Source organism: Pseudomonas sp. NPDC088414, from assembly GCF_044753325.1.
Classification (GTDB): Bacteria; Pseudomonadota; Gammaproteobacteria; order Pseudomonadales; family Pseudomonadaceae; genus Aquipseudomonas.
The window spans coordinates 12,379-34,560 of the sequence record NZ_JBIVMY010000039.1 but is presented as its reverse complement, the minus strand read 5'-3'; the positions used below and the strand labels follow the sequence as shown (position 1 = coordinate 34,560).

The 22,182-nt window shown below is 60.6% G+C and carries 16 protein-coding genes, 6 tRNA genes and 2 pseudogenes; 11 read left to right on the top strand and 13 right to left on the bottom strand.

All coding sequences use genetic code 11. The annotated features are described in order from the left end of the window. Positions 1-4: 4 nt before the first annotated feature. Together ACIP8I_RS24070 and ACIP8I_RS24065 are read left to right on the top strand one after the other, a co-directional pair. On the top strand, positions 5-2,452 hold the full coding sequence (locus ACIP8I_RS24070) for an acyl-CoA dehydrogenase (RefSeq protein WP_400764403.1): 2,448 nt from the start codon (positions 5-7) through the stop codon (positions 2,450-2,452). Positions 2,453-2,541: 89 nt separating this feature from the next. Then, positions 2,542-2,949: a PA2817 family protein gene (locus ACIP8I_RS24065; RefSeq protein ID WP_007967565.1), complete on the top strand. Its 408-nt coding sequence runs from the start codon at positions 2,542-2,544 to the stop codon at positions 2,947-2,949. 114 nt (positions 2,950-3,063) lie between these two features. On the opposite strand, the gene ACIP8I_RS24060 is transcribed toward ACIP8I_RS24065, so the two are convergent. Continuing rightward, positions 3,064-4,062 (bottom strand): LysR substrate-binding domain-containing protein, encoded by a 999-nt coding sequence (locus ACIP8I_RS24060; protein WP_400764401.1) that lies wholly within the window; start codon positions 4,060-4,062, stop codon positions 3,064-3,066. A 90-nt stretch (positions 4,063-4,152) separates the two neighbouring features. Here ACIP8I_RS24060 and ACIP8I_RS24055 point away from each other — a divergent pair, with 90 nt between their 5' ends. The 4 genes from ACIP8I_RS24055 (at position 4,153) to ACIP8I_RS24040 (ending at position 8,219) form a co-directional block, all read left to right on the top strand. Further along, complete coding sequence (locus tag ACIP8I_RS24055; RefSeq protein WP_007967562.1) at positions 4,153-4,779, top strand: hypothetical protein; 627 nt, start codon at positions 4,153-4,155, stop codon at positions 4,777-4,779. A gap of 89 nt (positions 4,780-4,868) precedes the next feature. Then, positions 4,869-5,639, top strand: a complete 771-nt coding sequence (locus ACIP8I_RS24050) for a 2OG-Fe(II) oxygenase (protein ID WP_007967561.1) — start codon at positions 4,869-4,871, stop codon at positions 5,637-5,639. 1 nt (position 5,640) lies between these two features. Next, entirely contained in the window at positions 5,641-6,279 is a 639-nt protein-coding gene (locus ACIP8I_RS24045) for a LysE family translocator (RefSeq protein WP_096797798.1), read from the top strand. Between the two features lie 200 nt (positions 6,280-6,479). Continuing rightward, entirely contained in the window at positions 6,480-8,219 is a 1,740-nt protein-coding gene (locus ACIP8I_RS24040; protein ID WP_400764398.1) for a dipeptidase, read from the top strand. A 131-nt stretch (positions 8,220-8,350) separates the two neighbouring features. On the opposite strand, the gene ACIP8I_RS24035 is transcribed toward ACIP8I_RS24040, so the two are convergent. The 6 genes from ACIP8I_RS24035 to ACIP8I_RS24010 all read right to left on the bottom strand — a co-directional run bounded on the left by ACIP8I_RS24035 (position 8,351) and on the right by ACIP8I_RS24010 (position 8,972). Continuing rightward, positions 8,351-8,426 (bottom strand) — tRNA-Gly (locus ACIP8I_RS24035). Between the two features lie 2 nt (positions 8,427-8,428). Further along, a tRNA-Glu gene (locus ACIP8I_RS24030) sits at positions 8,429-8,504 on the bottom strand. 55 nt (positions 8,505-8,559) lie between these two features. Then, positions 8,560-8,635 (bottom strand) — tRNA-Gly (locus ACIP8I_RS24025). 3 nt (positions 8,636-8,638) lie between these two features. Then, positions 8,639-8,714: transfer RNA gene (locus ACIP8I_RS24020), tRNA-Glu, on the bottom strand. Positions 8,715-8,818: 104 nt separating this feature from the next. Continuing rightward, a tRNA-Gly gene (locus ACIP8I_RS24015) sits at positions 8,819-8,894 on the bottom strand. 2 nt (positions 8,895-8,896) lie between these two features. Further along, a tRNA-Glu gene (locus ACIP8I_RS24010) sits at positions 8,897-8,972 on the bottom strand. A 384-nt stretch (positions 8,973-9,356) separates the two neighbouring features. On the opposite strand from ACIP8I_RS24010, the gene ACIP8I_RS24005 reads away from it, so the two are divergent. Continuing rightward, positions 9,357-10,115: a hypothetical protein gene (locus ACIP8I_RS24005; RefSeq protein ID WP_045122196.1), complete on the top strand. Its 759-nt coding sequence runs from the start codon at positions 9,357-9,359 to the stop codon at positions 10,113-10,115. A gap of 626 nt (positions 10,116-10,741) precedes the next feature. Here ACIP8I_RS24005 and ACIP8I_RS24000 read toward each other — a convergent pair. From ACIP8I_RS24000 to ACIP8I_RS23985, 4 genes and pseudogenes are all read right to left on the bottom strand, one after another. Next, a pseudogene (locus ACIP8I_RS24000) lies at positions 10,742-11,335 on the bottom strand (methyl-accepting chemotaxis protein); the annotation flags it as partial. 315 nt (positions 11,336-11,650) lie between these two features. Beyond that, positions 11,651-12,553 (bottom strand): annotated as a pseudogene (locus tag ACIP8I_RS23995) (HAMP domain-containing protein); the annotation flags it as partial. A gap of 264 nt (positions 12,554-12,817) precedes the next feature. Further along, positions 12,818-14,170 (bottom strand): PLP-dependent aminotransferase family protein, encoded by a 1,353-nt coding sequence (locus ACIP8I_RS23990; protein ID WP_400764396.1) that lies wholly within the window; start codon positions 14,168-14,170, stop codon positions 12,818-12,820. A 193-nt stretch (positions 14,171-14,363) separates the two neighbouring features. Further along, complete coding sequence (locus tag ACIP8I_RS23985) at positions 14,364-15,125, bottom strand: SDR family oxidoreductase (protein ID WP_400764395.1); 762 nt, start codon at positions 15,123-15,125, stop codon at positions 14,364-14,366. 239 nt (positions 15,126-15,364) lie between these two features. On the opposite strand from ACIP8I_RS23985, the gene ACIP8I_RS23980 reads away from it, so the two are divergent. Continuing rightward, on the top strand, positions 15,365-16,369 hold the full coding sequence (locus tag ACIP8I_RS23980; protein ID WP_400764394.1) for an NADP-dependent oxidoreductase: 1,005 nt from the start codon (positions 15,365-15,367) through the stop codon (positions 16,367-16,369). Between the two features lie 124 nt (positions 16,370-16,493). Here the strand turns inward: ACIP8I_RS23980 and pyrF are convergent, their stop codons facing one another. Then, positions 16,494-17,192: an orotidine-5'-phosphate decarboxylase gene (gene pyrF, locus ACIP8I_RS23975; protein WP_262141620.1), complete on the bottom strand. Its 699-nt coding sequence runs from the start codon at positions 17,190-17,192 to the stop codon at positions 16,494-16,496. 283 nt (positions 17,193-17,475) lie between these two features. On the opposite strand from pyrF, the gene ACIP8I_RS23970 reads away from it, so the two are divergent. The 3 genes from ACIP8I_RS23970 (at position 17,476) to xopAW (ending at position 20,374) form a co-directional block, all read left to right on the top strand. After that, positions 17,476-18,237: a response regulator gene (locus ACIP8I_RS23970; protein WP_371260451.1), complete on the top strand. Its 762-nt coding sequence runs from the start codon at positions 17,476-17,478 to the stop codon at positions 18,235-18,237. Next, positions 18,237-19,286, top strand: a complete 1,050-nt coding sequence (locus ACIP8I_RS23965) for an ATP-binding protein (protein WP_367085386.1) — start codon at positions 18,237-18,239, stop codon at positions 19,284-19,286. Before ACIP8I_RS23970 ends, ACIP8I_RS23965 begins: the two co-directional genes overlap by 1 nt. Before the next feature lie 233 nt (positions 19,287-19,519). After that, positions 19,520-20,374, top strand: coding sequence for a XopAW family type III secretion system calcium-binding effector (xopAW, locus tag ACIP8I_RS23960; protein ID WP_400764393.1), 855 nt, complete (start codon positions 19,520-19,522; stop codon positions 20,372-20,374). 711 nt (positions 20,375-21,085) lie between these two features. Here the strand turns inward: xopAW and ACIP8I_RS23955 are convergent. Further along, the gene (locus ACIP8I_RS23955) at positions 21,086-22,126 is read right to left on the bottom strand and encodes an AI-2E family transporter (protein ID WP_400764392.1); all 1,041 of its coding nucleotides are present in this window, start codon (positions 22,124-22,126) and stop codon (positions 21,086-21,088) included. Positions 22,127-22,182 lie beyond the last annotated feature (56 nt).

The following is a 22,182-nucleotide window of genomic DNA, read 5'->3' as shown; positions in this document are numbered from 1 at the left end:
ACATATGCTGTTGTTGTGGATACTGGTTCTGATCGTCGGTGTGGCGTATCTCGCCCACCGCCGCATCGCCCCCCTGCCCGCGTTGGGTATCGTCGCCGTATACCTGCTGGCGATGGGCATTTTCAGCCATGCCCCGGGCTGGTTGCTGCTGGTGTTCTGGGTCGTGCTTGCGGCGGTTGCCGCACCGTTGCTGCTGCCTGACCTGCGCCGCAAACACTTCACCGCGCCGCTGTTCAACTGGTTCCAGAAAACCCTGCCGCCGATGTCGCAGACCGAACGCGACGCCATTGATGCCGGCACCGTATGGTGGGATGGCGAGCTGTTCAGCGGCCGCCCCGACTGGGACAAACTGCTGTCCTATCCCAAGGCGCAACTGAGCGAAGAGGAACAGGCGTTCATCGACGGCCCGACCGAAGAGCTCTGCGCGATGGTCACTGACTGGCAGATCGGCCAGTCGATGGACCTGCCGCCCGAAGCCTGGAGCCACATCAAGGAACACGGCTTCTTCGCCCTGATCATTCCCAAGGAATTCGGCGGCAAGGGCTTTTCCGCCTACGCCCACTCGCAAGTGGCAATGAAACTCGCCACCCGCAGCGGCGACCTCGCTTCCACCGTGATGGTGCCCAACTCCCTCGGCCCGGCCGAACTGCTGTTGCATTACGGCACGGACGAACAACGCAATCACTACCTGCCGCGACTGGCCCGTGGTGATGACATTCCGTGCTTCGCCCTCACCGGCCCGCTGGCCGGGTCCGACGCCGGCGCCATGCCGGACACCGGGATCATCTGCAAGGGCCAGTGGGAAGGCGAGGAAGTCATCGGCTTGCGCCTGAACTGGGAAAAACGCTACATCACCCTCGGTCCGGTCGCGACCCTGCTCGGTCTGGCCTTCAAAGCCTATGACCCGGAGCATCTGCTGGGCGACAAGGAAGATCTCGGCATCAGTCTGGCGCTGATTCCCACCGATACACCGGGTGTGGAAATCGGCCGTCGTCACCTGCCACTGGGTGCCGCATTCATGAACGGCCCGAACTCCGGCAAAGACGTGTTCATCCCGCTGGACTACCTCATCGGCGGCCAGGACATGCTCGGCAAGGGCTGGATGATGCTGATGAACTGCCTGTCGGTCGGGCGTTCGATTTCGCTGCCGGCAGTCGGCACCGGCGCGGCCAAGTTCACCAGTCTGGTGACCGGTCAATACGCGCAGATTCGTGAACAGTTCAACGTGCCGCTGTCGGCCTTCGAAGGCATTCAGGAAGCCATGGCGCGCATCGGCGGCAACGCCTGGATGATGGACGCCGCGCGCATGCTCACCGCCAACGCGGTGGATCTGGGCGAGAAACCGTCGGTGCTGTCGGCGATCCTCAAGTATCACCTGACCGAACGCGGCCGCGAGTGCATCACCCACGCCATGGACGTGCACGGCGGCAAGGCGATCATCATGGGGCCGAACAACTACCTGGGGCGCAGCTGGAACGGCGCGCCAATCTTCATCACCGTGGAAGGCGCGAACATCCTCTCGCGCAACCTGATGATCTTCGGTCAGGGCGCCATTCGCTGCCATCCGTTCGTCCTCAAGGAAATGGCCCTCGCCGGCCGTGAAGACAAGGAACAGGCACTGAAAGAATTCGATGGCCTGCTGCTCAAGCACATCGGTTTTGCCGTCAGCAATGCCGCCAGCACCCTGGTGCTGAACCTGGGCCTGGGACACTTCGAACATGCGCCCGGAGACAGGATCAGTCAGGGCTACTTCCGTGCCCTCAATCGGCAGGCAGCGGCTTTCGCCATGCTCGCCGACTTCAGCATGATGTTGCTGGGTGGCGAACTGAAGCGCCGGGAACGCCTCTCGGCCCGCCTCGGTGATGTGCTGAGCAACCTGTATCTGGCCTCCGCTGCGCTCAAGCGTTATCACGACCTGGATTCGCCGGCGCATATGGAGCCGCTGTTCCGCTGGGCCATGGAAGAAAGCCTCGGCCAGTCGGAACGGGCGCTGGATGAGCTGCTGAGCAACTTCCCGAACAAAGTGTTTGGCTGCCTGCTGCGAGTGATCGTGTTCCCGTTCGGCCGTCGCCACAAAGGCCCATCGGACAAGCTCGGTGCCGAAGTCGCCGCAGTGATCGGCCGGGCCAAAGGCGATCCGACCCTCGAAGAACTGCTCGCCGGCTGCTATCGCCCGCAGTCCGCCGACGATGCCGTTGGTGCTCTGCAACACGCCAGCGATCTGCTGAATGCCGCACAACCGCTGCACAAGAAACTGCACACGGCGCTGAAAAGCGGTCAGGTCAAACCGGTCGCCGGCGAACACGCCATCGACGCCGCACTGGAGGCCGGGGTGTTGCAAGCGGCGGAAGCGCAGACCCTGCGCGACGCCGAAGCGGCACGCCGCAAAGTGATCGACGTCGATGATTTCGACAAGGAAGAACTGAAGCAGGCTGAGGGCAAAGTCCGCTGATGCTGACGACCGTGTAGCTGTTTATTTGTGAAAAACGGGCGCGAGAGCTTTATACTCCCGCGCCCGTTTTGCTCTTGAGGACTTATCTCGTGTCCAACGTCGTTGCCGATCATCTGGTTTTGCTCGACCACCTGCGCAGTATCCTGGTCGCCGTAGGTGAGGCCGAACAGGTTCCCGAAGAAAGCCATGCCTTGTTCCTGGAGCGCTTTGACGAACTGCTGGCGTCCCTGCCGATCGATCCGATCGAAAGCCAGTACCTGGGCCAGGACATCCTGACCCAAGTAATTACCCGTTATCCGCAAATTGCCCACCTGATTCCGCGGGATCTGCTGTGGTTCTTCGCTGGCGACTGCCTGCATTACCTGTCCGATGAAGAAATCGACCTGTATCAGGCACTGGAAGAACGTCGCTACGAAGCCGAACAGAACGATGAACCGTTCGACTGGAATCAGGAAAAACAGCTGCTGGCGATGTCTGCCCAGGACAGCAAGCACTGATTTAATGGTTTGAAGATCAAAAGATCGCAGCCTGCGGCAGCTCCTACAGGGAATCCACCTAATCCCTGTAGGAGCTGCCGAAGGCTCGGGCCGCGTTCGGACGATCTTTTGCTTTTAAAGTAGCCCCTCGCTCTCCGGCAATTCATACGCCAGCGCCAGATTATTCGGCGCCCCCGCCTTCCCCGGCTTGCTCAACGTCGGCTCTTTCTCCAGACATTCCACCAAATAATCGATGAACACCCGCAGCTTCGGCGGCAGATAACGCGTCGGTGAATGCAGCAGCCACAGGCCGCCATGGTAGGAAGCGAGAAACGTCCACTCCGGCAACACCTGCACAATCAACTTCTGCTCCAGCGCATAACGCGCAGTGAAGTACGGCAAGCTGCCAATACCAATGTGCTGCAACACTGCCCCGAGCCGCACGCCGGTATGGTTGGCGGCATAGCGGCCACGCACGCCGACGGTCACCGCTTTGCTGCCCTTCTTGAATTTCCAGCGTGCATCGCTCGGGGTTTCCCCCAGATAGATGCAACTGTGATTGAGCAGATCGTGAGGGTGAGTCGGCGTGCCGTGTTCCGCCAGGTATTGCGGGGTGGCGCAGAGCAAATGGTCGATGGTCAGCAACTGCCGTCCGACCAGCCCGGCCGGCGGACGGTCAGTGATACGAATCGCCAGGTCGACATGATCGTCAATCAAATCAACCTGGCGGTCTTCCAGCAGCAACTCGACATCGACTTTCGGATAACGCCGCAGAAACTCAGGCATGTGCGGATGAATCACGAAACGCCCGACCGCTTTCGGCACACTGACCCGCACCCGCCCTTCCGCTTCGTGGGTGAACTGCCCGCTGATCTCCATCACCGATTTGGCGGCGCTGACCATCTCCTGACAGCGCTTGAACACTTCCTCGCCCCCGTCACTCAGGCGCAGTTTGCGCGTAGTGCGCTGCAGCAAACGCGTGGCCAAGGCCTTTTCCAGGCGGGAAATGCTGCGACTGATCGCCGACGGCGACGAGCCCAGTTGGCGGGCCGCCTCGGAAAAACTGCCGGTCTCCACGACCTTGACGAAGATCGCCATTTCACCAAGCAGTGGCAGCGGAAGATTGATGCTCACAGCGCACAAGTCCTTTGATGTTTGAACGGATTATCACGTTATTGCACGATTCATATAATAAAAACAGACACTTTAATAAGGGCATGGAATATGACGCTTCGCCTCTTTTTCCATAGTGATGACCTCAAGGCTAATGTGGAAGTCCTCGACTGCACGCCCCACGAGAACGAATTTGCCGTGGTGCTGCGCGCCACGCTGTTTCATCCGCAAGGCGGTGGTCAGCCTTGTGACACCGGCATGATTGGCGAAAGCCAGGTGCTGCGCGTGGTGCAGGAACCTGACCGGATCGTGCATTACGTCGATCGCCCGGTAAAACCGGGCATGACCTGCATTCATGTGGATGAACAACGGCGCCGCTACAACACTCGCATGCATTCGGCCGGGCACCTGATCGGGCATTTCCTGCAGGCCATGGGCTGGACGCCGATCAAAGCGCACCACTGGCCGGACGAGGGCCGGGTGCAATTCAAGCCGGGCGACGCCGCTCAGGAAGTCGACGCGCCAACCGTTCAACACGGTATCAGTCAGTGGATCGAACACGATCTGCCGCGCCTGACCTCGCTGCGCGAAGGCGCACGGGAAATCGGCTTCGGCGAGCTGCCGGCCTATGGCTGCGGTGGCACCCATGTACGCAGCCTGAAGGATTTGGGCACAGTCACGATCGCCTCGCTTTCGCAGAAGAAAGGCACGTTATCCGTCCACTACAGCGTGGATTAAGCATCTCGGACGCTGCTCCGCGCAGCGTTCGACGCCGGGGAACCGCACTCGCCGGTTCCGTTGACTATCGATAGATGGACCTAAAAACAATGATGCTAGACGTCGAGCGTCTCGATGAGACGTGCATAAAAAAACTGGCCAACGAAGAAGTCCTCGCCATCCGCGTCAAAGGCTTCTTGCCCGAGCCGCTGGCGATCGAGATTGGCGACAAGATTCTTGCTCCGGGCTTCGAGGGCTACATCAACGCGCCGAGCATCGGCCGCATCGGCATGGCGTTTTACGAGGCGGAAAATCAGCCGCTGCTGATCGAGGACTACTTCGAACGCGCCACCCGCAACATCGCCGAACTGCGCGAGCGCTGTGCGCCCTACTCCTCGCCGGTCGACACTCTGCGCTGCATGCTCGACGAATCATGGCCGGCCGGCGCACATCTGGAAAACCTCTATGGGCGCAAGATGTATGTCGGCCTGTCGCGGGTGGTCAAACCCGGCGTGTGCTTCCTCGCCCACCACGACATTTTCGCCAAGGACGCCCCGGACAGCTTTCAGGCCCGCAGCCTGGAAGCGCAATTCGCCTGCAACGTGTACCTGAACATGCCGACCGAGGGCGGCGCACTGCAGATGTGGGACGACGACATCACCCCGGATCAGTTCGACCAGATGCGTGGCGACAGTTACGGCATCGACCCGGCGCTGCTCGGCCCACCGACCCTGGAAGTGCGGCCGCAGCCGGGAGATTTCATCATGTTCAATTCGCGCTGCATGCACTCGGTGACCCCGGGCGTAACGGATCCGCGACTGAGCCTTTCGTTCTTTGTCGGCTATCGCGGCAATGCTTCACCCCTGACCTTCTGGAGCTGAGATGTTATCGAACTACCTGGGCGAGTTTCTGGCGCTGGCCACCATTCACTTTCTGGCCGTGGTCGCTCCCGGCCCGGACTTCGCCGTGACCATTCGCCAGAGCGTGCGCTTCGGCCGACTGGTAGGCATCTGCACCGCACTGGGCATCGGCGCCGGCATTTCCGTGCACGTTCTCTACACTTTGCTCGGGGTTGGCGCCCTGATGCACACCACGCCGTGGTTGCTGACGGTGGCCAAGGTGATCGGTGGCGCATACATCTTTTACCTCGGCATCAGCCTGATCCGCAGTAAACCGAAGACCACGCTCGAGGGCGAAAAAAGCGCTGACGAACCGCTGGTCGAGCAGTCGCTGTTCAAGGCGTTCAGCACCGGTTTTCTGACCAACGCCACTAACCCCAAGGCCACGCTGTTCTTCCTGGCGATCTTCACCACGATCATCAGCGCCAGCACCCCACTGAATATCCAGGCGCTGTACGGTGTCTGGATGTGCTTCGTCAATGCGCTGTGGTTCGTGATCGTCGCGCTGTTTTTTTCCAGCAGCAGGGTGCGGACCCTGTTCATGCGCATGGGCCATTGGTTCGAGCGCAGCATGGGTGTGATCCTGATTCTGTTCGCCGGCAGGCTGGTGTTGTCGATGTAAAAGCCGCGTTCAAAGCAAAGGCCCGATCGGTTGAACGCCGATCGGGCCTTTTTCGTTTGTGCGCCGCTTTTGCATTTCTGTGCGACGGATCCCACTTCAGGGACTCCCCTTCAACACCTTCGTGGTGTTAGTTTGGAAAAGATTTGTTTCAACTTTCAAACACTTCCCTCTCAACTGCCTGCAAAGGAATGCCCACCGCAATGAATTTTTCTCTCAAGCGCCTGGCCGCTGCCAGCCTGGCTCTGGCCAGTCTTTCGTCGTTCACCCTGCCTGCCCAGGCCAACATCACCCCTGAGCAAAGTGCTGCGATCCTCAAGACCTTCAGCGATACGACGGTCAGCGATTTTCGTCAGTTTCTCGGTGCCGTCGCGAAAAGCGATCTGAGCAAGACCGACAACCTCGCCCCGGCGATCAATGGTTTTCTCGACAACAAGACCCTGACCGCCGAGCAGCAGAACGAGATCAATCGCCTGCTGGGCATCTACACCCGCGCCAAGTACGGCAAAGCCGCGCTCGAAACCCTGCGCGAACTGGTGGAAATCCCGACCTTCCAGAAAGAAGGTGTGGCCCAGCACGACAATCCGGAATTCATCAAGATCGCCGAAAAGATCAAGAATCTGGCCGAATCGTTCAACCTGAAGTTCCGCAACGTCGACAACCGCGTCTATGAAATCTCCCTCGACGGCAGCGGCGACGAAGTCGTGGGCATCCACGCGCATGCCGACGTGGTGCCGGTCACCCCGGAAAACTGGGTGCTGAAAGACGGCACCAAACTCGATCCGTTCAAAGTCACGCTGATCGGCAACCGCATGTACGGCCGCGGCACCGAGGACGACAAGAACGGCATCGTCGTCGCCCTGTACGCGATGAAAGTGATCAAGGAAGAAAAGCTGCCATTGGCACGCAATTTCAAACTGCTGGTGGACACTACCGAAGAAACCACCGGCGACGCGATCCCGTATTACTTCGAACACAACCCGACGCCGAACTACAACATGGCGCTGGACGGTGGCTACCCGGTGGTCATCGCCGAGAAAGGCTACGGCACGGTCATGGCCAACTTCCCGCTGCGCAAGGCTGAAGGCAGCGGCGCAGAAATCATCTCGATGACCGGCGGCCTGGCAACCAACCAGATTCCATCGGTTTCGGTCGCGACCCTCGTCAGCGACCAGCCCGAGCAACTGGCGGCGAGCCTGCAAAAGGCCGGCAACGAATACGCGAAAAAACACGGTGGTGACTTCGAAGTCGCGGCCAAGGTTGATGGCAAAGACGTCAAGCTGAGCGTCACCGGTGTGTCCGCGCACTCCTCCGAGCCCGAGTCCGGCGTCAACCCGGTCGCACGGATGCTCGACTTCATCAACAGCCTCGACGGCAAGGTGGCGCTCAAGCACAACCAGATCACCGACGCTGCACGCTATGCGTCCAACAACTGGGGCCTGGATTACCTCGGGAAAAAACTCGGCGTGGGCTTCTCCGATTCGTTCATGGGCCCGCTGACCACCTCGCTGACCTACGTTGGCGTGGACGACAAAGCCTTCAAACTGGCAGTCAACCTGCGCGTGCCGAAGGGCAAATCGCCAGAAGTGCTGAAGAAAGAAATCGCTGACAAGCTGGCGGCCTGGAGCAAGAAAACCCGCGTTGCCGTGAACTTCACCTACTCGATCGCCGAGCCGATGTACCGCAATCCGGAAGGCGAATGGGTCAAAGCCCTGCTGGCAGTGTCCACCGAAAATCTGGGCATGAAGCACGAGTTCGGCACGTCTGCCGGCGCAACCTCGGTACATGAACTGCCGAATGGCGTGCAATTCGGCCTGGCGCGACCTGAGGTGAAATACACCGGGCATACCGATGGCGAGTTCAAGACGGTTGACCAGTTCCTGCTCGACCTGCAGATCGTCACGGAAATGATGGGGCGTGTCGGCCAGCTACCGAAGCTCTGATAAGGCACAGGCCCGTGCTTCAGCGGGCCTGACGTGAAAACAAAAAAGGACCCGAAGGTCCTTTTTTGTTGCGTGCTGAATGCTGCACAAACAAAAACGCCGATCATCACTGATCGGCGTTTTTGTGAAATTGGAGCGGGAAACGAGACTCGAACTCGCGACCCCGACCTTGGCAAGGTCGTGCTCTACCAACTGAGCTATTCCCGCAATGGCGTCCCCTAGGGGACTCGAACCCCTGTTACCGCCGTGAAAGGGCGGTGTCCTAGGCCACTAGACGAAGGGGACAGGCTACAACTTTCACTAATAAAAACGCCGCTCACTGAGCGGCGCTTTTAGAATTTGGAGCGGGAAACGAGACTCGAACTCGCGACCCCGACCTTGGCAAGGTCGTGCTCTACCAACTGAGCTATTCCCGCAAATGGCGTCCCCTAGGGGACTCGAACCCCTGTTACCGCCGTGAAAGGGCGGTGTCCTAGGCCACTAGACGAAGGGGACACGCTACCCGGAACACATGGTGTGTGTTTCGGTGTCCAGACCCGCATCCGAAGACTTGGTTCTGGTTTCACTCAGCCCCGCCCTAGAGCAGTGCTGTTTAAAATTGGAGCGGGAAACGAGACTCGAACTCGCGACCCCGACCTTGGCAAGGTCGTGCTCTACCAACTGAGCTATTCCCGCATTGGCGTCCCCTAGGGGACTCGAACCCCTGTTACCGCCGTGAAAGGGCGGTGTCCTAGGCCACTAGACGAAGGGGACACGCTACAACATTCACTCCCTGCCGCGTTTCGCTGTGTGCTTTACGCTGCAAGTGGCGCGCATTCTATGGATGGTTTGAGAGGTCGTCAACCCCCGAATATAAATTTATTTAAATCAATGACTTCGACCTGCTTTACGGGAGCATTCGGGCTTTTCCGTCGCCCGACGATTGACGCCTATATTCCGCCACCCGCCAAGGCGTTATAGTCCGCAACACAATGATGGCAATCTGCGCACCTTGCGCCAGCATTCATATAAGCAGTGTGCAGCCGATATACACAGAAGCTGCTGAATCAACTCGTCGAGCGGCGCTGGGCGCCTGAATGTCCAGCCACTACACTCGCATGCGAACCCTATAAAGAGGTCTTACCGGTGACACCACTCATGATCACCCTGCTAGTCATAGCCGGGATCGCAATTCTGATCGCCATTGGCTACATGAACCATGTGGTGGAAAACAACAAACTGGAGAAGGCCCGCACCAAAGTCGAACTCAACGACCGCCTGCGCCGCTGCGGCGAACTGACCGAAACCTTCCCCGGCCAGTTCATGACCCCGGCACTCAAGCTGCTGCTGACCCGACTGGAGCTGAACGTCTGCCAGCGCCTGCTGAACCTGGAAAAAACCAGCGCTACCCTGAAAGCGCGGATCACCGAACTCAGCGCACTGGTGGCCCAGGGCGAATCGATCCCGGTCAACAACCCGCCGGCCCCGATCCTGACCGAGGCCAAAGCCAAAGACGTCCGCTTCCTGCTCGAAGCCCTGCACGGCCAGATCACCCGCGCCGCCCACGACGGCTTCCTGCCACCAAACGAAGCCAAACACTGGATCAAGGAAGTCCGCCACATCCTGGTCCTGCTGCACATCGAATTCTTCAACAACCTCGGCCAACAGTCCCTGCAACAAAACCAACCCGGCCAGGCCCGCCTCGCCTTCGAACGCGGCGTGCAATACCTGCGCAAACAGCAAGACCCGCAGATGTACGCGGAACAACTGCAATACCTGGAAAAACTCCTGGCCCGCGCCAATGCCCAGGTCATGGACAAGATTGCTCCGGTTGAGGGCGAAGTGAACCAGTTGACCGAAGGCCTCAAAGAAGTCGAAGCCGATGCGGACTGGAAGAAGAAAGTGATTTACGACTGATGGTCGAGAGTTGAGAGAAGCCACCGAGAGGTGGCTTTTTTGTGGGTGGTGGCTGGCTGCCATTGAAAATATTCAGTTAGAGAATGGTCGGCTCTCAGGGCGCCATCGCGAGCAGGCTCACTCCTACAGTTGGAATGGGTGTGGTCATTTGGAGACTGGTCGGCTGTCAGGCCGCCATCGCTGGCAAGCCAACTCCCACAAGATCAAGATCAAGATCAAGATCAAAAGATCGTCCGAACGCGGCCCGAGCCTTCGGCAGCTCCTACACAGGATGAGCGTTAGCTCGGCTGCAGCTCTTGATCTTGCCGTGCCGGCCCCTTCGGCAGGCTGAGTGGAGGGATTTATCCGGGGGTGGGAGCGCAGCGACCGTTTGGCGAAGCCAAACACATCGAGAGGAGGTGCAGCGAAGCAAACCGGAGGCGATGCGCCCGGATGAATCCCGCAACGAAGGAACCCGAGCCTAGGCGAGGGCCGAACGCCGGGGCCCAGACCTTTGCTTCCTTTGGGGCGTTTGCCAAAGGGAGTCGCCGTAAGGGCGAAACCGCCAGCCGCAATACCCGAAGCAACGGATATACACCCAAAACCCCAAGAACCTGGTCGGCCCAGAGGCCGCCAAGTCAAAAGCGTCAAAGCCGAAAATGCCCAACCATCCCCCTGAGCTCCCCCCCCAACCGCGCCAGCTCAACACTCGAAACCGCATTCCCCCGCATCGCCATCGAAGACTGATCCGCACTCGCACGAATACTCGTCACACTGCGATTGATCTCCTCGGCCACCGAACTCTGCTCCTCGGCCGCCGCCGCAATCTGCTGATTCATCTGTTGAATCAACGAAACCGCCGCCGCAATACTGCCCAGCGCACTCTCGGTCTGCAGCGCATCACTGACCGCCAGCTTCACCAATTCACCACTGCTCTGAATCTGCTGCACCGACGAATGCGCCGCCGAACGCAACGCACTGACCAGCCGCTCGATCTCCTCGGTCGATTGCTGGGTACGCCGCGCCAATGCACGAACCTCATCGGCCACCACCGCAAAGCCCCTGCCCTGTTCCCCGGCCCGCGCCGCCTCGATTGCGGCGTTGAGCGCCAGCAGATTGGTCTGCTCGGCAACGCTCTTGATCACATCCAGCACCGTTCCGATGTTCTGGATCTGCGCACTGAGACTTTCGATGCTCGAACTGGCCGACGTCGCCGAGTCCGCCAGTTGCTCGATCCGCGCCATGCTCTGGCGCACCACCTGCTGACCGCTTTCGACCTTGCCATCCGCCGTTTGCGCAGCCAGTGCCGCCTCCTCGGCATTGCGCGCCACGTCATGCACGGTAGCGGTCATCTGGTTCATGGCCGTGGCCACCTGCTCGGTCTCTTCCTTCTGACTATTGACCTCGAGGTTGGTCTGCTCGGTGACCGCCGACAGCGACTGCGCGGAACTGGCCAACTGCTCGATCCCCGCCTGCAAACCGCTGACGATCGTGCTCAGCCCGGTGCCCATCTGCTGCATCGCCAGCATCAGTTGCCCGATCTCATCACGCCGGGTGACCTCTATCCTCGCACTCAAGTCCCCGGCCGCAATCTGCTGTGCCACCCGCATCACGCTGCGCAATGGCGCGACGATCAATCGAGTGATGACCCACGCAGCAATCAGCCCGACCAACAATGCCAGCGCCGAAGAACCGATGATCAACACCGAGTTCTTCTTCAATTCCGCCTGCATCGCGCCATCCTCGGCGCCATACGCCTGATCCACGCGCTCCATCACCTGCGCCGCACGCTGGTGCAACTGTTCGTAGACGGTTTTTTCCTGGGCCAGCAGGCCGGTGTACTCGGCCAGTTTGTCGTTGAATCCGGCGATGTGCCCGGACACCTCATTGAGAACCGTCAGGTAGCCCTCATCCTTGACCGTAGTCTTCAACTGCTCGGCCTGAGCCTGCGCCTGAGCGGCCTGCTCGATGTTGCCCTTGCCGGCGCTGTCGGCATCGCCCTTGCGGCTCTGGTCCAGACGAATCCGTGCCTCGTTCATCGCCTGCAGCATCAGCCGCGACACCTGACTGACCTGACTGGCCTGCTCGATGAATTGCGCGCCGTCCTTGCCTTCGGTGTCCTTCAAGGTATACGCGCCGTCATCGGCCAGCCCGGCTTGCAGCACATCCAGGTTGTTGGCCACGCTGGACACCGACCAACTGGCCATTTCCAGCGCCAGATCCTTGGCCTGGGTCAGCGAGACGAACTCATCGAAAGCCTTGCGATAGGCGCCCAATGCCTGCTCGACATCGCCCATCACTGCCACGTTGGCCGGGGATTGCGCCTTGAGCTGCGCCGCCTGAGCCAGCAAAGCGTCTACGCCTTCGTGCAAGGCATCGACGGTTTTCGGGTTGCTGTGCAGCGCATAATCCTGCTCCAACAGCCGCACCTTGAGCAGTGCACTGTTGAGCGCCGACATCTGCTTCAGCCCATCGAATCGTTGACTGATGGTCTGCAGGGACCAGACCCCCATGGCGGCCACCAGCGCGGTCAACAGCAGCACCAGCACGAACCCGATACCCAGTTTCTTCGCCATACCGAGGTTGGCAAAACGTCCTTGCACGGCGGAAATCATTGCGCGTAGTCCCCTGCCAAAGTCTGTTGCCGAAGATTCGCAACGGCCATGGAGCAGCACAAGTCTCTGGCGTCGGAATAATGGCAAAAAGCTACGCACGCGTCGTTTTCAGAACGCTTGAGGTCGATTCACGCGAGTGCTGCGAAAAAACTGCCGGGCGCGCGGATCACAGGCATAGGCGACATTGATCCGCTGCCACTCACCGACTTCGCCACTGGGGCTGAAAGCCCCCGGCGCGCACAGGCGCACGCCACTGCATTGCGCCTGCCCATGCAAACGGGCGGGATCGCTCAGCGGTGCCCGGGCCCAGATGAACAGGCCGCCACACGGCTTGCCGAAAACCTCCCATTCGGCATCTTCCAACGCCTGCAACGCGGCAATCCGATCAGTGTTCAGGCGCTGACGCTGACGCTGGACCATTTTGCGATACGCACCATTGGCCAGAAGACTGGCCAGCACTGCCTCATTGAAACTCGAGGTGCCCATGCTGCTGATCATCTTGACCCGCGCCAGACGCGCTATCAGCGGCGGCTCGGCATACACGAACCCGACACGTAGCGAGCTGCTCAGGGTCTTGGAAAAACTGCCGATGTAGATCACTCGCTCATCGAGTGCCGCCAGGCGTGTGCCATTACCATTGTGCAGGTCAGCGTAGACATCATCTTCGATAACGCGCACATCGTGGGCGTTGCACAATTGCAGGATCTGTTGTGCAACGCCCAGGGTCAGGCAGGAGCCGGTGGGATTGTGGTGGTGGCTGTTGATGAACATCGCCACCGGCCGGAACTGTCGCAACAGCGCTTCGAGGCCCTGGGGGTCCGGCCCGCTCGGGGTGCGACGCACTTCCAGCATCTGCACCCCGTGCAGGCGCAACAAATCAAACAGTTGCGCGTACCCGGGGGTTTCGACCACCACGCAATCCCCGGACTTGAACAGCGTGCGCACGAGCAGATCAAGCGCGTGGCTGGCACCGGAGGTCGTCAGCACCTGCTCATTTCGGGACTGGACGCCGATCAGCCTCAAGCGTTTGACGATCTGTTCGCGCAGGGCCGGCAGACCCAGCGGGCTGCTGTAATTGAACAGACTGGCCATGTCGATACGGGCCACCTGACGGATCGCGTAACTCAAGTCATCGGACTCCCGCCAGCTTTGCGGCAAGCCACCCTCGCCGAGTTTCAAGCCGTCCTCCACTTGCTCGCAGTCAATCCCGACCAACCCGCCGCCGTGGGCGGCCACCATGAACCCGGCGCCCTGACGGGGAGCCAGAATGCCTTGCGCCACCAACCGCTCGCAGGCCTCGGCCACACACGACTGACTGAGCAGATTGGCGCGCGCAATCTGCCTGACGGAGGGCAGCCGCGTGCTCGGCGCCACACCACTTCGGGAGATCCACTCGGTCATGCCATCAACAATCTGCTGTACGACCGGCACCATTGCCAGTCGGTCAATTCTCAATTCCATGAGCACGCAAACTCCTGTCCGTTTTGCTGGCGGCAGTAAATCACAGCCACGGCCTGCAGGCTGTGCGACAAAGCCGTCAAAAGCGACAGTTCTAACTATTTGATACACATTGTTTAACGGATTCGCGGAATTGACGGGCGACAACAAGAAAACCCGCAGCAAGGCGGGCTTTCTCAAGTCTTGCGGCAACCCATCAGAAGGCGGTGACGCCACCATCCACCGCCAGCGAATGGCCAGTGGTAAACGCCGCGCCATCGCTGCACAGATACAGCACGGCGCTGGCAATTTCCTCGACCTTGCCGATGCGCCCGACCGGGTGCATCGCGTTGGCGAATTCGCCTTTCTTCGGATCGGCCTCGTAGGCGCGGCGGAACATGTCGGTGTCGATCACCGCCGGGCACACGGCGTTGACGCGGATTTTCTTCTTCGCGTATTCGATCGCCGCCGACTTGGTCAGGCCGATCACCGCGTGTTTCGACGCCGCATAAATGCTCATCTTCGGCGCCGCACCAAGGCCCGCCACCGACGCGGTGTTGACGATCGCCCCGCCGCCCTGAGCGAGCAACAGCGGCAACTGATATTTCATGCACAACCACACGCCTTTGACGTTGACGCCCATGATCGCGTCGAACTCGTCCATCGAGCCGTCGGCCAGCTTGCCTTGCTCGATTTCGATCCCGGCATTGTTGAAGGCGTAGTCCAGGCGCCCGTAAGTATTGATCACCTCGTCCATCAGATTCTTCACTTCGTTTTCGACAGTAACGTTGCAGCGCACGAAGGTCGCTTCGCCACCGGCTGTACGAATCAGCGCCACCGTGCCTTCGCCCCCTGCCGCGTCCAGATCGGCCACCACCACTTTCAAACCTTCGGCAGCGAATGCCTGGGCGGTCGCCCGGCCGATACCATTGGCCGCTCCGGTGACTACGACCACTTGGCCGGAAAACGTCATTCTCATTGTTATGTCCTCGAAGGGAGAGATGCAGGAGGGATTTGCAGAATGGCAGCATAGCCAACGACGCGCGCCCCACGGCAGCACTATCAGAAGGCTGTTTATGCCTTCATGCATCGCAGTGATAAAAGCTGCCGGGGGACTATCACTGCACTGGATCATCGCGCATTCGCCGTATCAGCCAACCTTGCGGCATTGGCCTCGAGGGTCTATCAACAAGGCTTCATTCAGTTCGAGTGCCTGCCATGACCAGCCAGACCAATCGCCAGTTTCTGCTCGCCAAACGCCCGGTGGGGGCAGCGACCCGTGAGACCTTCACTTATCAGGAAGTCCCGGTCGGCGAACCGGGCGCAGGCCAGATCCTGGTGAAAAACCAATACCTGTCCCTCGACCCGGCCATGCGCGGCTGGATGAACGAGGGCAAGTCCTACATCCCGCCGGTAGAAATCGGTGAAGTCATGCGCGCCCTGGGCGTCGGCCAGGTCATCGCTTCGAACAACCCGGGCTTTGCCGTCGGCGACTACGTCAACGGCGCCCTTGGCGTGCAGGATTATTTCCTCGGTGAGCCCAGAGGTTTCTACAAGGTCGATCCGAAACTGGCATCGCTGCCGGTGTATTTGTCCGCCCTGGGCATGACCGGCATGACCGCTTACTTCGCGCTGCTCGACGTCGGCACACCGAAGGCTGGCGACACCGTGGTGCTGTCCGGGGCTGCCGGGGCGGTGGGCAGCATTGCCGGGCAAATCGCCAAGATCAAAGGCTGCCGGGTCGTCGGCATCGCCGGTGGTGCCGACAAGTGCAAATACCTGATCGATGAACTGGGCTTCGACGGCGCCATCGACTACAAGCACGAAGATGTACTGGCCGGACTCAAGCGCGAGTGCCCGAAAGGCGTCGACGTGTACTTCGATAACGTCGGCGGCGAGATTCTCGACGCTGTGCTCAGCCGTCTGGCACCGAAAGCCCGGGTGGTGATCTGCGGCGCCATCAGCCAGTACAACAACAAGGAAGCGGTCAAAGGCCCGGCCAACTACCTGTCGCTGCTGGTCAACCGTGCGCGCATGGAAGGTTTTGTGGTGATGGACTATGCCGCGCAATACGCCAGTGCCGCGCAGGAAATGGCCGGCTGGATGGCCAAGGGGCAGCTCAAGAGCAAGGAAGACATCGTCGAAGGTCTGCAGACCTTTCCGGAAACGCTGATGAAACTGTTCAGCGGGGAGAACTTCGGCAAGTTGGTGCTGAAGGTGTAAAGCCACCACGAAACAATTGTAGGAGTGAGCCTGCTCGCGATCGCGGTGTGTCAGTAACAGTCAATGTCACTGATACACCGCGATCGCGAGCAGGCTCACTCCTACAGGGCTTGGCGGTGTTTGCTTAAGCCAGTTCGGCCACGACCGAAGCCAGTGCCTTGGCCGGATCCGCCGCCTGGCTGATCGGACGGCCGATCACCAGGTAATCGGAACCGGCATCCAGCGCCTGACGCGGCGTCAGGATACGGCGCTGGTCATCTTGCGCGCTGCCCGCCGGGCGAATCCCCGGGGTCACCAGTTGCAGCGACGGGTGGGCCGACTTCAGTGCAGTGGCTTCCAGTGCCGAGCACACCAGACCGTCCATCCCGGCCTTTTCGGCCAGCGCAGCCAGGCGCAGGACCTGCTCCTGCGGCTCGATGTCCAGACCGATACCGGCCAGATCCTCGCGTTCCATGCTGGTCAGCACGGTCACGCCAATCAGCAACGGCTGCGGGCCGCTGCGCTTGTCCAGCTCTTCACGGCAAGCGGCCATCATGCGCAGACCACCGGAGCAATGCACGTTGACCATCCACACGCCCATCTCGGCGGCGGCTTTCACCGCCATCGCGGTGGTGTTGGGAATGTCATGGAATTTCAGGTCGAGGAACACCTCGAAGCCCTTGTCACGCAGGGTGCCGACGATTTCCGCGGCGCAACTGGTGAACAGTTCCTTGCCCACTTTGACCCGGCACAGTTTCGGGTCCAACTGGTCGGCCAGCTTCAGTGCGGCGTCACGGGTGGGGAAATCCAGGGCGACGATGATAGGAGTCTGGCAGGCGGACATGGATGGGCTCTCAGGCAAGTCGAAATCGGCGCGCATTGTAGCGGAAGCGGCGCCAGCGCGGCACCCGATGATCGGTAAATCGTCGCCGCAAACGTGATCAGCATAGCGCTCGTTGCTATTGTGTCGAAGCCGATACACAACCGACACGCCGCCAACAAGCGCCCGCGCTAGCCTCGCCAGCCGCAACACGTCCTTACATCAGCACTTCCCGCCTCACGGCAGGACGCCTATGCTGAAACCACCACCTCGCAGCCCATCTTTGTGGTTGGCGGCCTACTGGCAGATGAACAGCCCCATGCACAACACCCAGACCACCGTGACTGATGAGCAGAAAGACGACAAGCGCTGGAGCATCCGTGCGCTGATCGTCGATGACGATGTGCCGATTCGCGAGCTGATGATCGACTACCTCGCGCGCTTCAACATCCACGCCAGCGGTGTCACCGACGGCGCAGCCATGCGTCAGGCGATGCAAGCCGAGCATTTCGACGTGGTGGTGCTCGACCTGATGCTGCCCGGCGAAGACGGCCTGTCGCTGTGCCGCTGGCTGCGCGCCGAATCGGACATCCCGATCCTGATGCTCACCGCCCGCTGCGAACCCACCGACCGTATTATCGGTCTGGAGCTGGGCGCCGACGACTACATGGCCAAACCGTTCGAACCCCGGGAACTGGTGGCGCGGATCCAGACCATACTGCGCCGGGTTCGCGATGACCGCACCGAACAGCGCGCCAACATCCGCTTCGACAACTGGCGCCTGAACAGTGTGCTGCGCCAATTGATTGCCGACGATGGCCTGGTGGTGCCGCTGTCCAACGCCGAATTCCGCCTGCTCTGGGTCTTCATCGAACGCCCGCGCCGCGTACTCAGCCGCGAACAACTGCTGGATGCCGCCCGTGGCCGTTCGATCGAGGCGTTCGACCGCAGCATCGATTTGCTGGTGTCGCGCCTGCGGCAAAAACTCGGCGACGACCCGAAAGCCCCGCAGTTGATCAAAACCGTGCGCGGTGAAGGTTACCTGTTCGACGCGCGAGACATCGGCTGATGCGAGGGCGCTTCGACACGCTGTTCGGCCGCCTGTTTGGCATGCTGTTCGTGGCGATCGTCCTGGCGCACCTGCTGGCCTTTGCCTGGTTTCACCACTACGGCCCGCCCCCACCGCCACCCCCGCCGGAGTTTACCGAGGGCGTCGACGGCCAGCGGCCGCCGCCGGACCCACGTTTCGCCCATCGCCCGCCGCGTCCGTGGTTCGGCGGGCCGCTGGTACCGCTGACCTTCCAGTTCATCTCGCTGATGATTGCTGCGTGGTACGGCGCCAAACTGCTCAGCCGGCCGATCCAGCGCCTGAGCGACGCCGCCGAACGCCTCAGCGAAAACCTCGACAGCCCGCCGCTGGACGAGTCCGGCCCGCGCGAGGCACGACAAGCGGCGCACACCTTCAACCTGATGCAACAACGCATTCGCGAACAGGTGCAGCAACGGGCACGCATGCTCGGCGCCGTCTCCCACGACCTGCGCACCCCACTGTCGCGGTTGAAGCTGCGCCTGGAACAGATCGCCGATGAAAAACTGCAAGGCCAGATGCGCCAGGACCTCAACGACATGATCGGCATGCTCGACGCCACCCTCACCTATTTGCACGAACAACGCACCAGCGAAGCCCTGCAGTTGATGGATGTGCAGGCGCTGGTCGAATCGTTGTGCGAGAACGCTCAGGATCAAGGTGCGGACGTTGAAGTCAGCGGCCATTGCGCACCGCTGCAGGTGCAGCCGATGGCGCTGCGCTCGTGCATCAACAACCTGATGGACAACGCCCTGCGCTACGCCGGACAGGCGCGCATCGAACTGCAGGATCAACGCGAGCAACTGTTGATTCGCGTGATCGACCACGGCCCGGGCATCGCCGAAGACAAACGCGAAGCGGTATTCGAACCGTTCTTTCGCCTGGAAGGCTCACGCAACCGCAACTCCGGCGGCGTCGGCCTGGGCATGACCATCGCCCGCGAAGCCGCGCAGCGTCTGGGCGGGCAATTGAACCTGGAAGAAACCCCCGGTGGCGGCCTGACCGCCATCATCCGCCTGCCGCGCACCTGAGAAACATCAAAGCCATTTGCAGGAGCTGTCGAGTGCAACGAGGCTGCGATCATTTGATTCTGCTGGGTGATGGATAGGGCAACGGCAAAAGATCGTAGCCTTCGGCAGCTCCTACAGGGGATCGGGGCATCTGTGTACCACCCGGTACAAAGCCAAAATACCCAGGACAACTTGCCCCTTGAGTCTGCACAAGCCGGTACACCCACCGGTTTTACAGTCCAAGGAGTGAGCCCATGATCAGTAGCGTCAGCAACTACACGAGCTATACCAGCACCAGCAGCACCTCCACCCAGAACGCCCGCAGCCAGCAGCTGCAAAAGCAGCTGTTCGCCAAACTCGACAACAACGGCGACGGCGCGGTGGACCAGGACGAACTGAACAGTGCCCTGTCGCAGAAGTCCGACGACGGCCTGCTGGTCAACCTGAGCAAACAATTCGGCGACCTGGACAGCGATGCCAGCGGCGGCCTCAGCGCCGAAGAAATGAGCGCCATGGCGCCCCCACCGCCACTGCAGGATCAAGCGCCCAACACCGACCTCGCCGACGCCCTGATCAGCGCCCTCGACACCGATGGCGACGGCGTCATCAGCAGCGAAGAACTGAGCAACGGCCTGACCAGCGCCGGCAGCAGTGCCGACAGCAACCAAATCTTCTCGACGCTGGACAAGAACAAGGACGGCACCGTCAGCCAGGACGAACTCACCGCCAGCCTGACCCCGCCACCGCCTCCACCGCCACAACACGCCTCCAGCGACGAACTGTTCAGCCAACTGGACGCTGATGGCGATGGCAGCATCAGCACGACTGAACTGAGCAGCGCCCTGCAGACCAGCGACAACACCTCGACAACCAGCACCGACACCAGCGCCGCACTGCTCAAGGTTCTGGACAGCGACAGCAGTGGCGGCGTGAGCAGCGACGAACTGAAAGCGGCGCTACAAGCAGGTCGGGAGTATCCCCCCGAACAACAGACCGCCAGCACCCAGACCACCAGCGAAGCGCTGAACCGGATGATTGCCAACCTGAGCAAACAGTACTCGCTGGACAATGCTGCGCCGGTGGGCAAGTACCTGAATGTGGCGACTTGAGTTGATGTCGTGATGAGTGATCGTTTCCATGCAGTGGTGTGGGAACGGTCATCTGGGTGTGGCCGTGAGAGGCTGTTTGCCTGATAGGCCTCTTCGCGAGCAGGCTCACTCCTACAATTGGATCGAGTACAGGCAGTTAGAGATTGGTTGGCTGTAAGGCCGCCATCGCTGGCAAGCCAGCTCCCACAGGGATTGAAGGCATTCAGTTGGAAATTGGTCGGCTGTAAGACCGTCATCGCTGGCAAGCCAGCTCCCACAGGGATTGAAGGCATTCAGTTGGAAATTGGTCGGCTGTAAGACCGCCATCGCCAGCAGGCTGGCTCCCACAATTTTGAACTGTATGCACCGTACGCGGCGAAGCCGCCCCACTCAATGGCCGAGTGTCAGCTCGCCGAAAGCTCTTGATCTTGACCTACGGGCGACATCGGAAGGCTGAGAGGAGGGATTGATCCGGGGGTGGGAGCGCAGCGACCGTTTGGCGAAGCCAAACACAGCGAGAGGAGGTGCAGCGAAGCAAACCGGAGGCGCTGCGCCCGGATCAATCCCGGAGCGAAGGGACCCCGAGCCCCAGCGAGCGGGCCGAACGTAGGAGCAAGCGTTTTGGGTTACTTTTTAGGCGTTTGTAAAAAGTGACTCGCCGTAAGGGCGAAACCGCCAGCCGCAGCACCCGAAGCAACGGATATGCCCACAACCCCAAAAAAGCCGCGACGCCTAAACCCGAGCCTGACTCTTACTCCAGTCCGTCAACAAACTATAAGCCACCGCCAACAACGTAGGCCCGATAAACAACCCGATAAACCCAAACGCAATCAACCCGCCAAACACCCCAAGCAACACAATCACCAACGGCAGATTCCCCCCGCGGCTGATCAGATAAGGCTTCAACACGTTATCCACGCCACTGATGATGAACGTCCCCCAAATCCCGAGAAACACCGCCATCCCGTACTCGCCCTTCCACGCCAGCCAGGCCGTGGCCGGAATCCACACCAACGGTGGCCCCATCGGAATCAGACTCAACAGAAAGGTCACGATCCCCAACACCAGCGCCCCCGGAACCCCGGCAATCAGGAACCCGATCAACGCCAGAACCGCCTGCGCCGCCGCCGTACCGATCACCCCGTTGACCACCCGCTGCACCGTACCGGCCACCAGTTCGATGTAATACCCGGCGCGCTCACCGATCAGGCGCTGCAGCAGACCGTGCACAAACGCCGCCAAGCGCGGCCCGTCGCGATAGAAAAAGAACACGAAGACAATGCTCAAGGTCAGCTCGAGAATCCCGCCGCCAATCTGCGCACTGCGCGCCAGCAGCCAGTTACCGACTTGCCCCAGATACGGCTTGATCGACACCATCAGCGCTGCGCCCTGCTGATCGATGCTGTTCCAGACCCCGACCAGCCGCTCGCCCACCAATGGCACGCTGCCGAGCCAGGCCGGCGCCTCCGGCAGACCATCGACCTGCACATCCTTGATGAACGCCGTGGCATCGCGCACGTGATCGGCCAGGTTGAACCCCAGCCACACCAGCGGCGCCGCCACCAGCAACATCCAGCCCAGGGTCAAAATAGCCGCGGCGAGTGATTCGCGGCCATTGAGCCAACGGGTCAGCAGACGCATCAGCGGCCAACTGGCGAACGCCAGCACCGCGCCCCAGAACAGCGCCGACCAGAACGGCGCCATCACCCACAGGCTGGCACCGAACAGCACCAGCAGGAGGATTTGCACCAACAGCCGATCGTTATTGAGCATGTAAAGTCTCGAAGAAGTCAGTCGGTCAAAGAGTAGGCGAACACGCCACGCGTGCA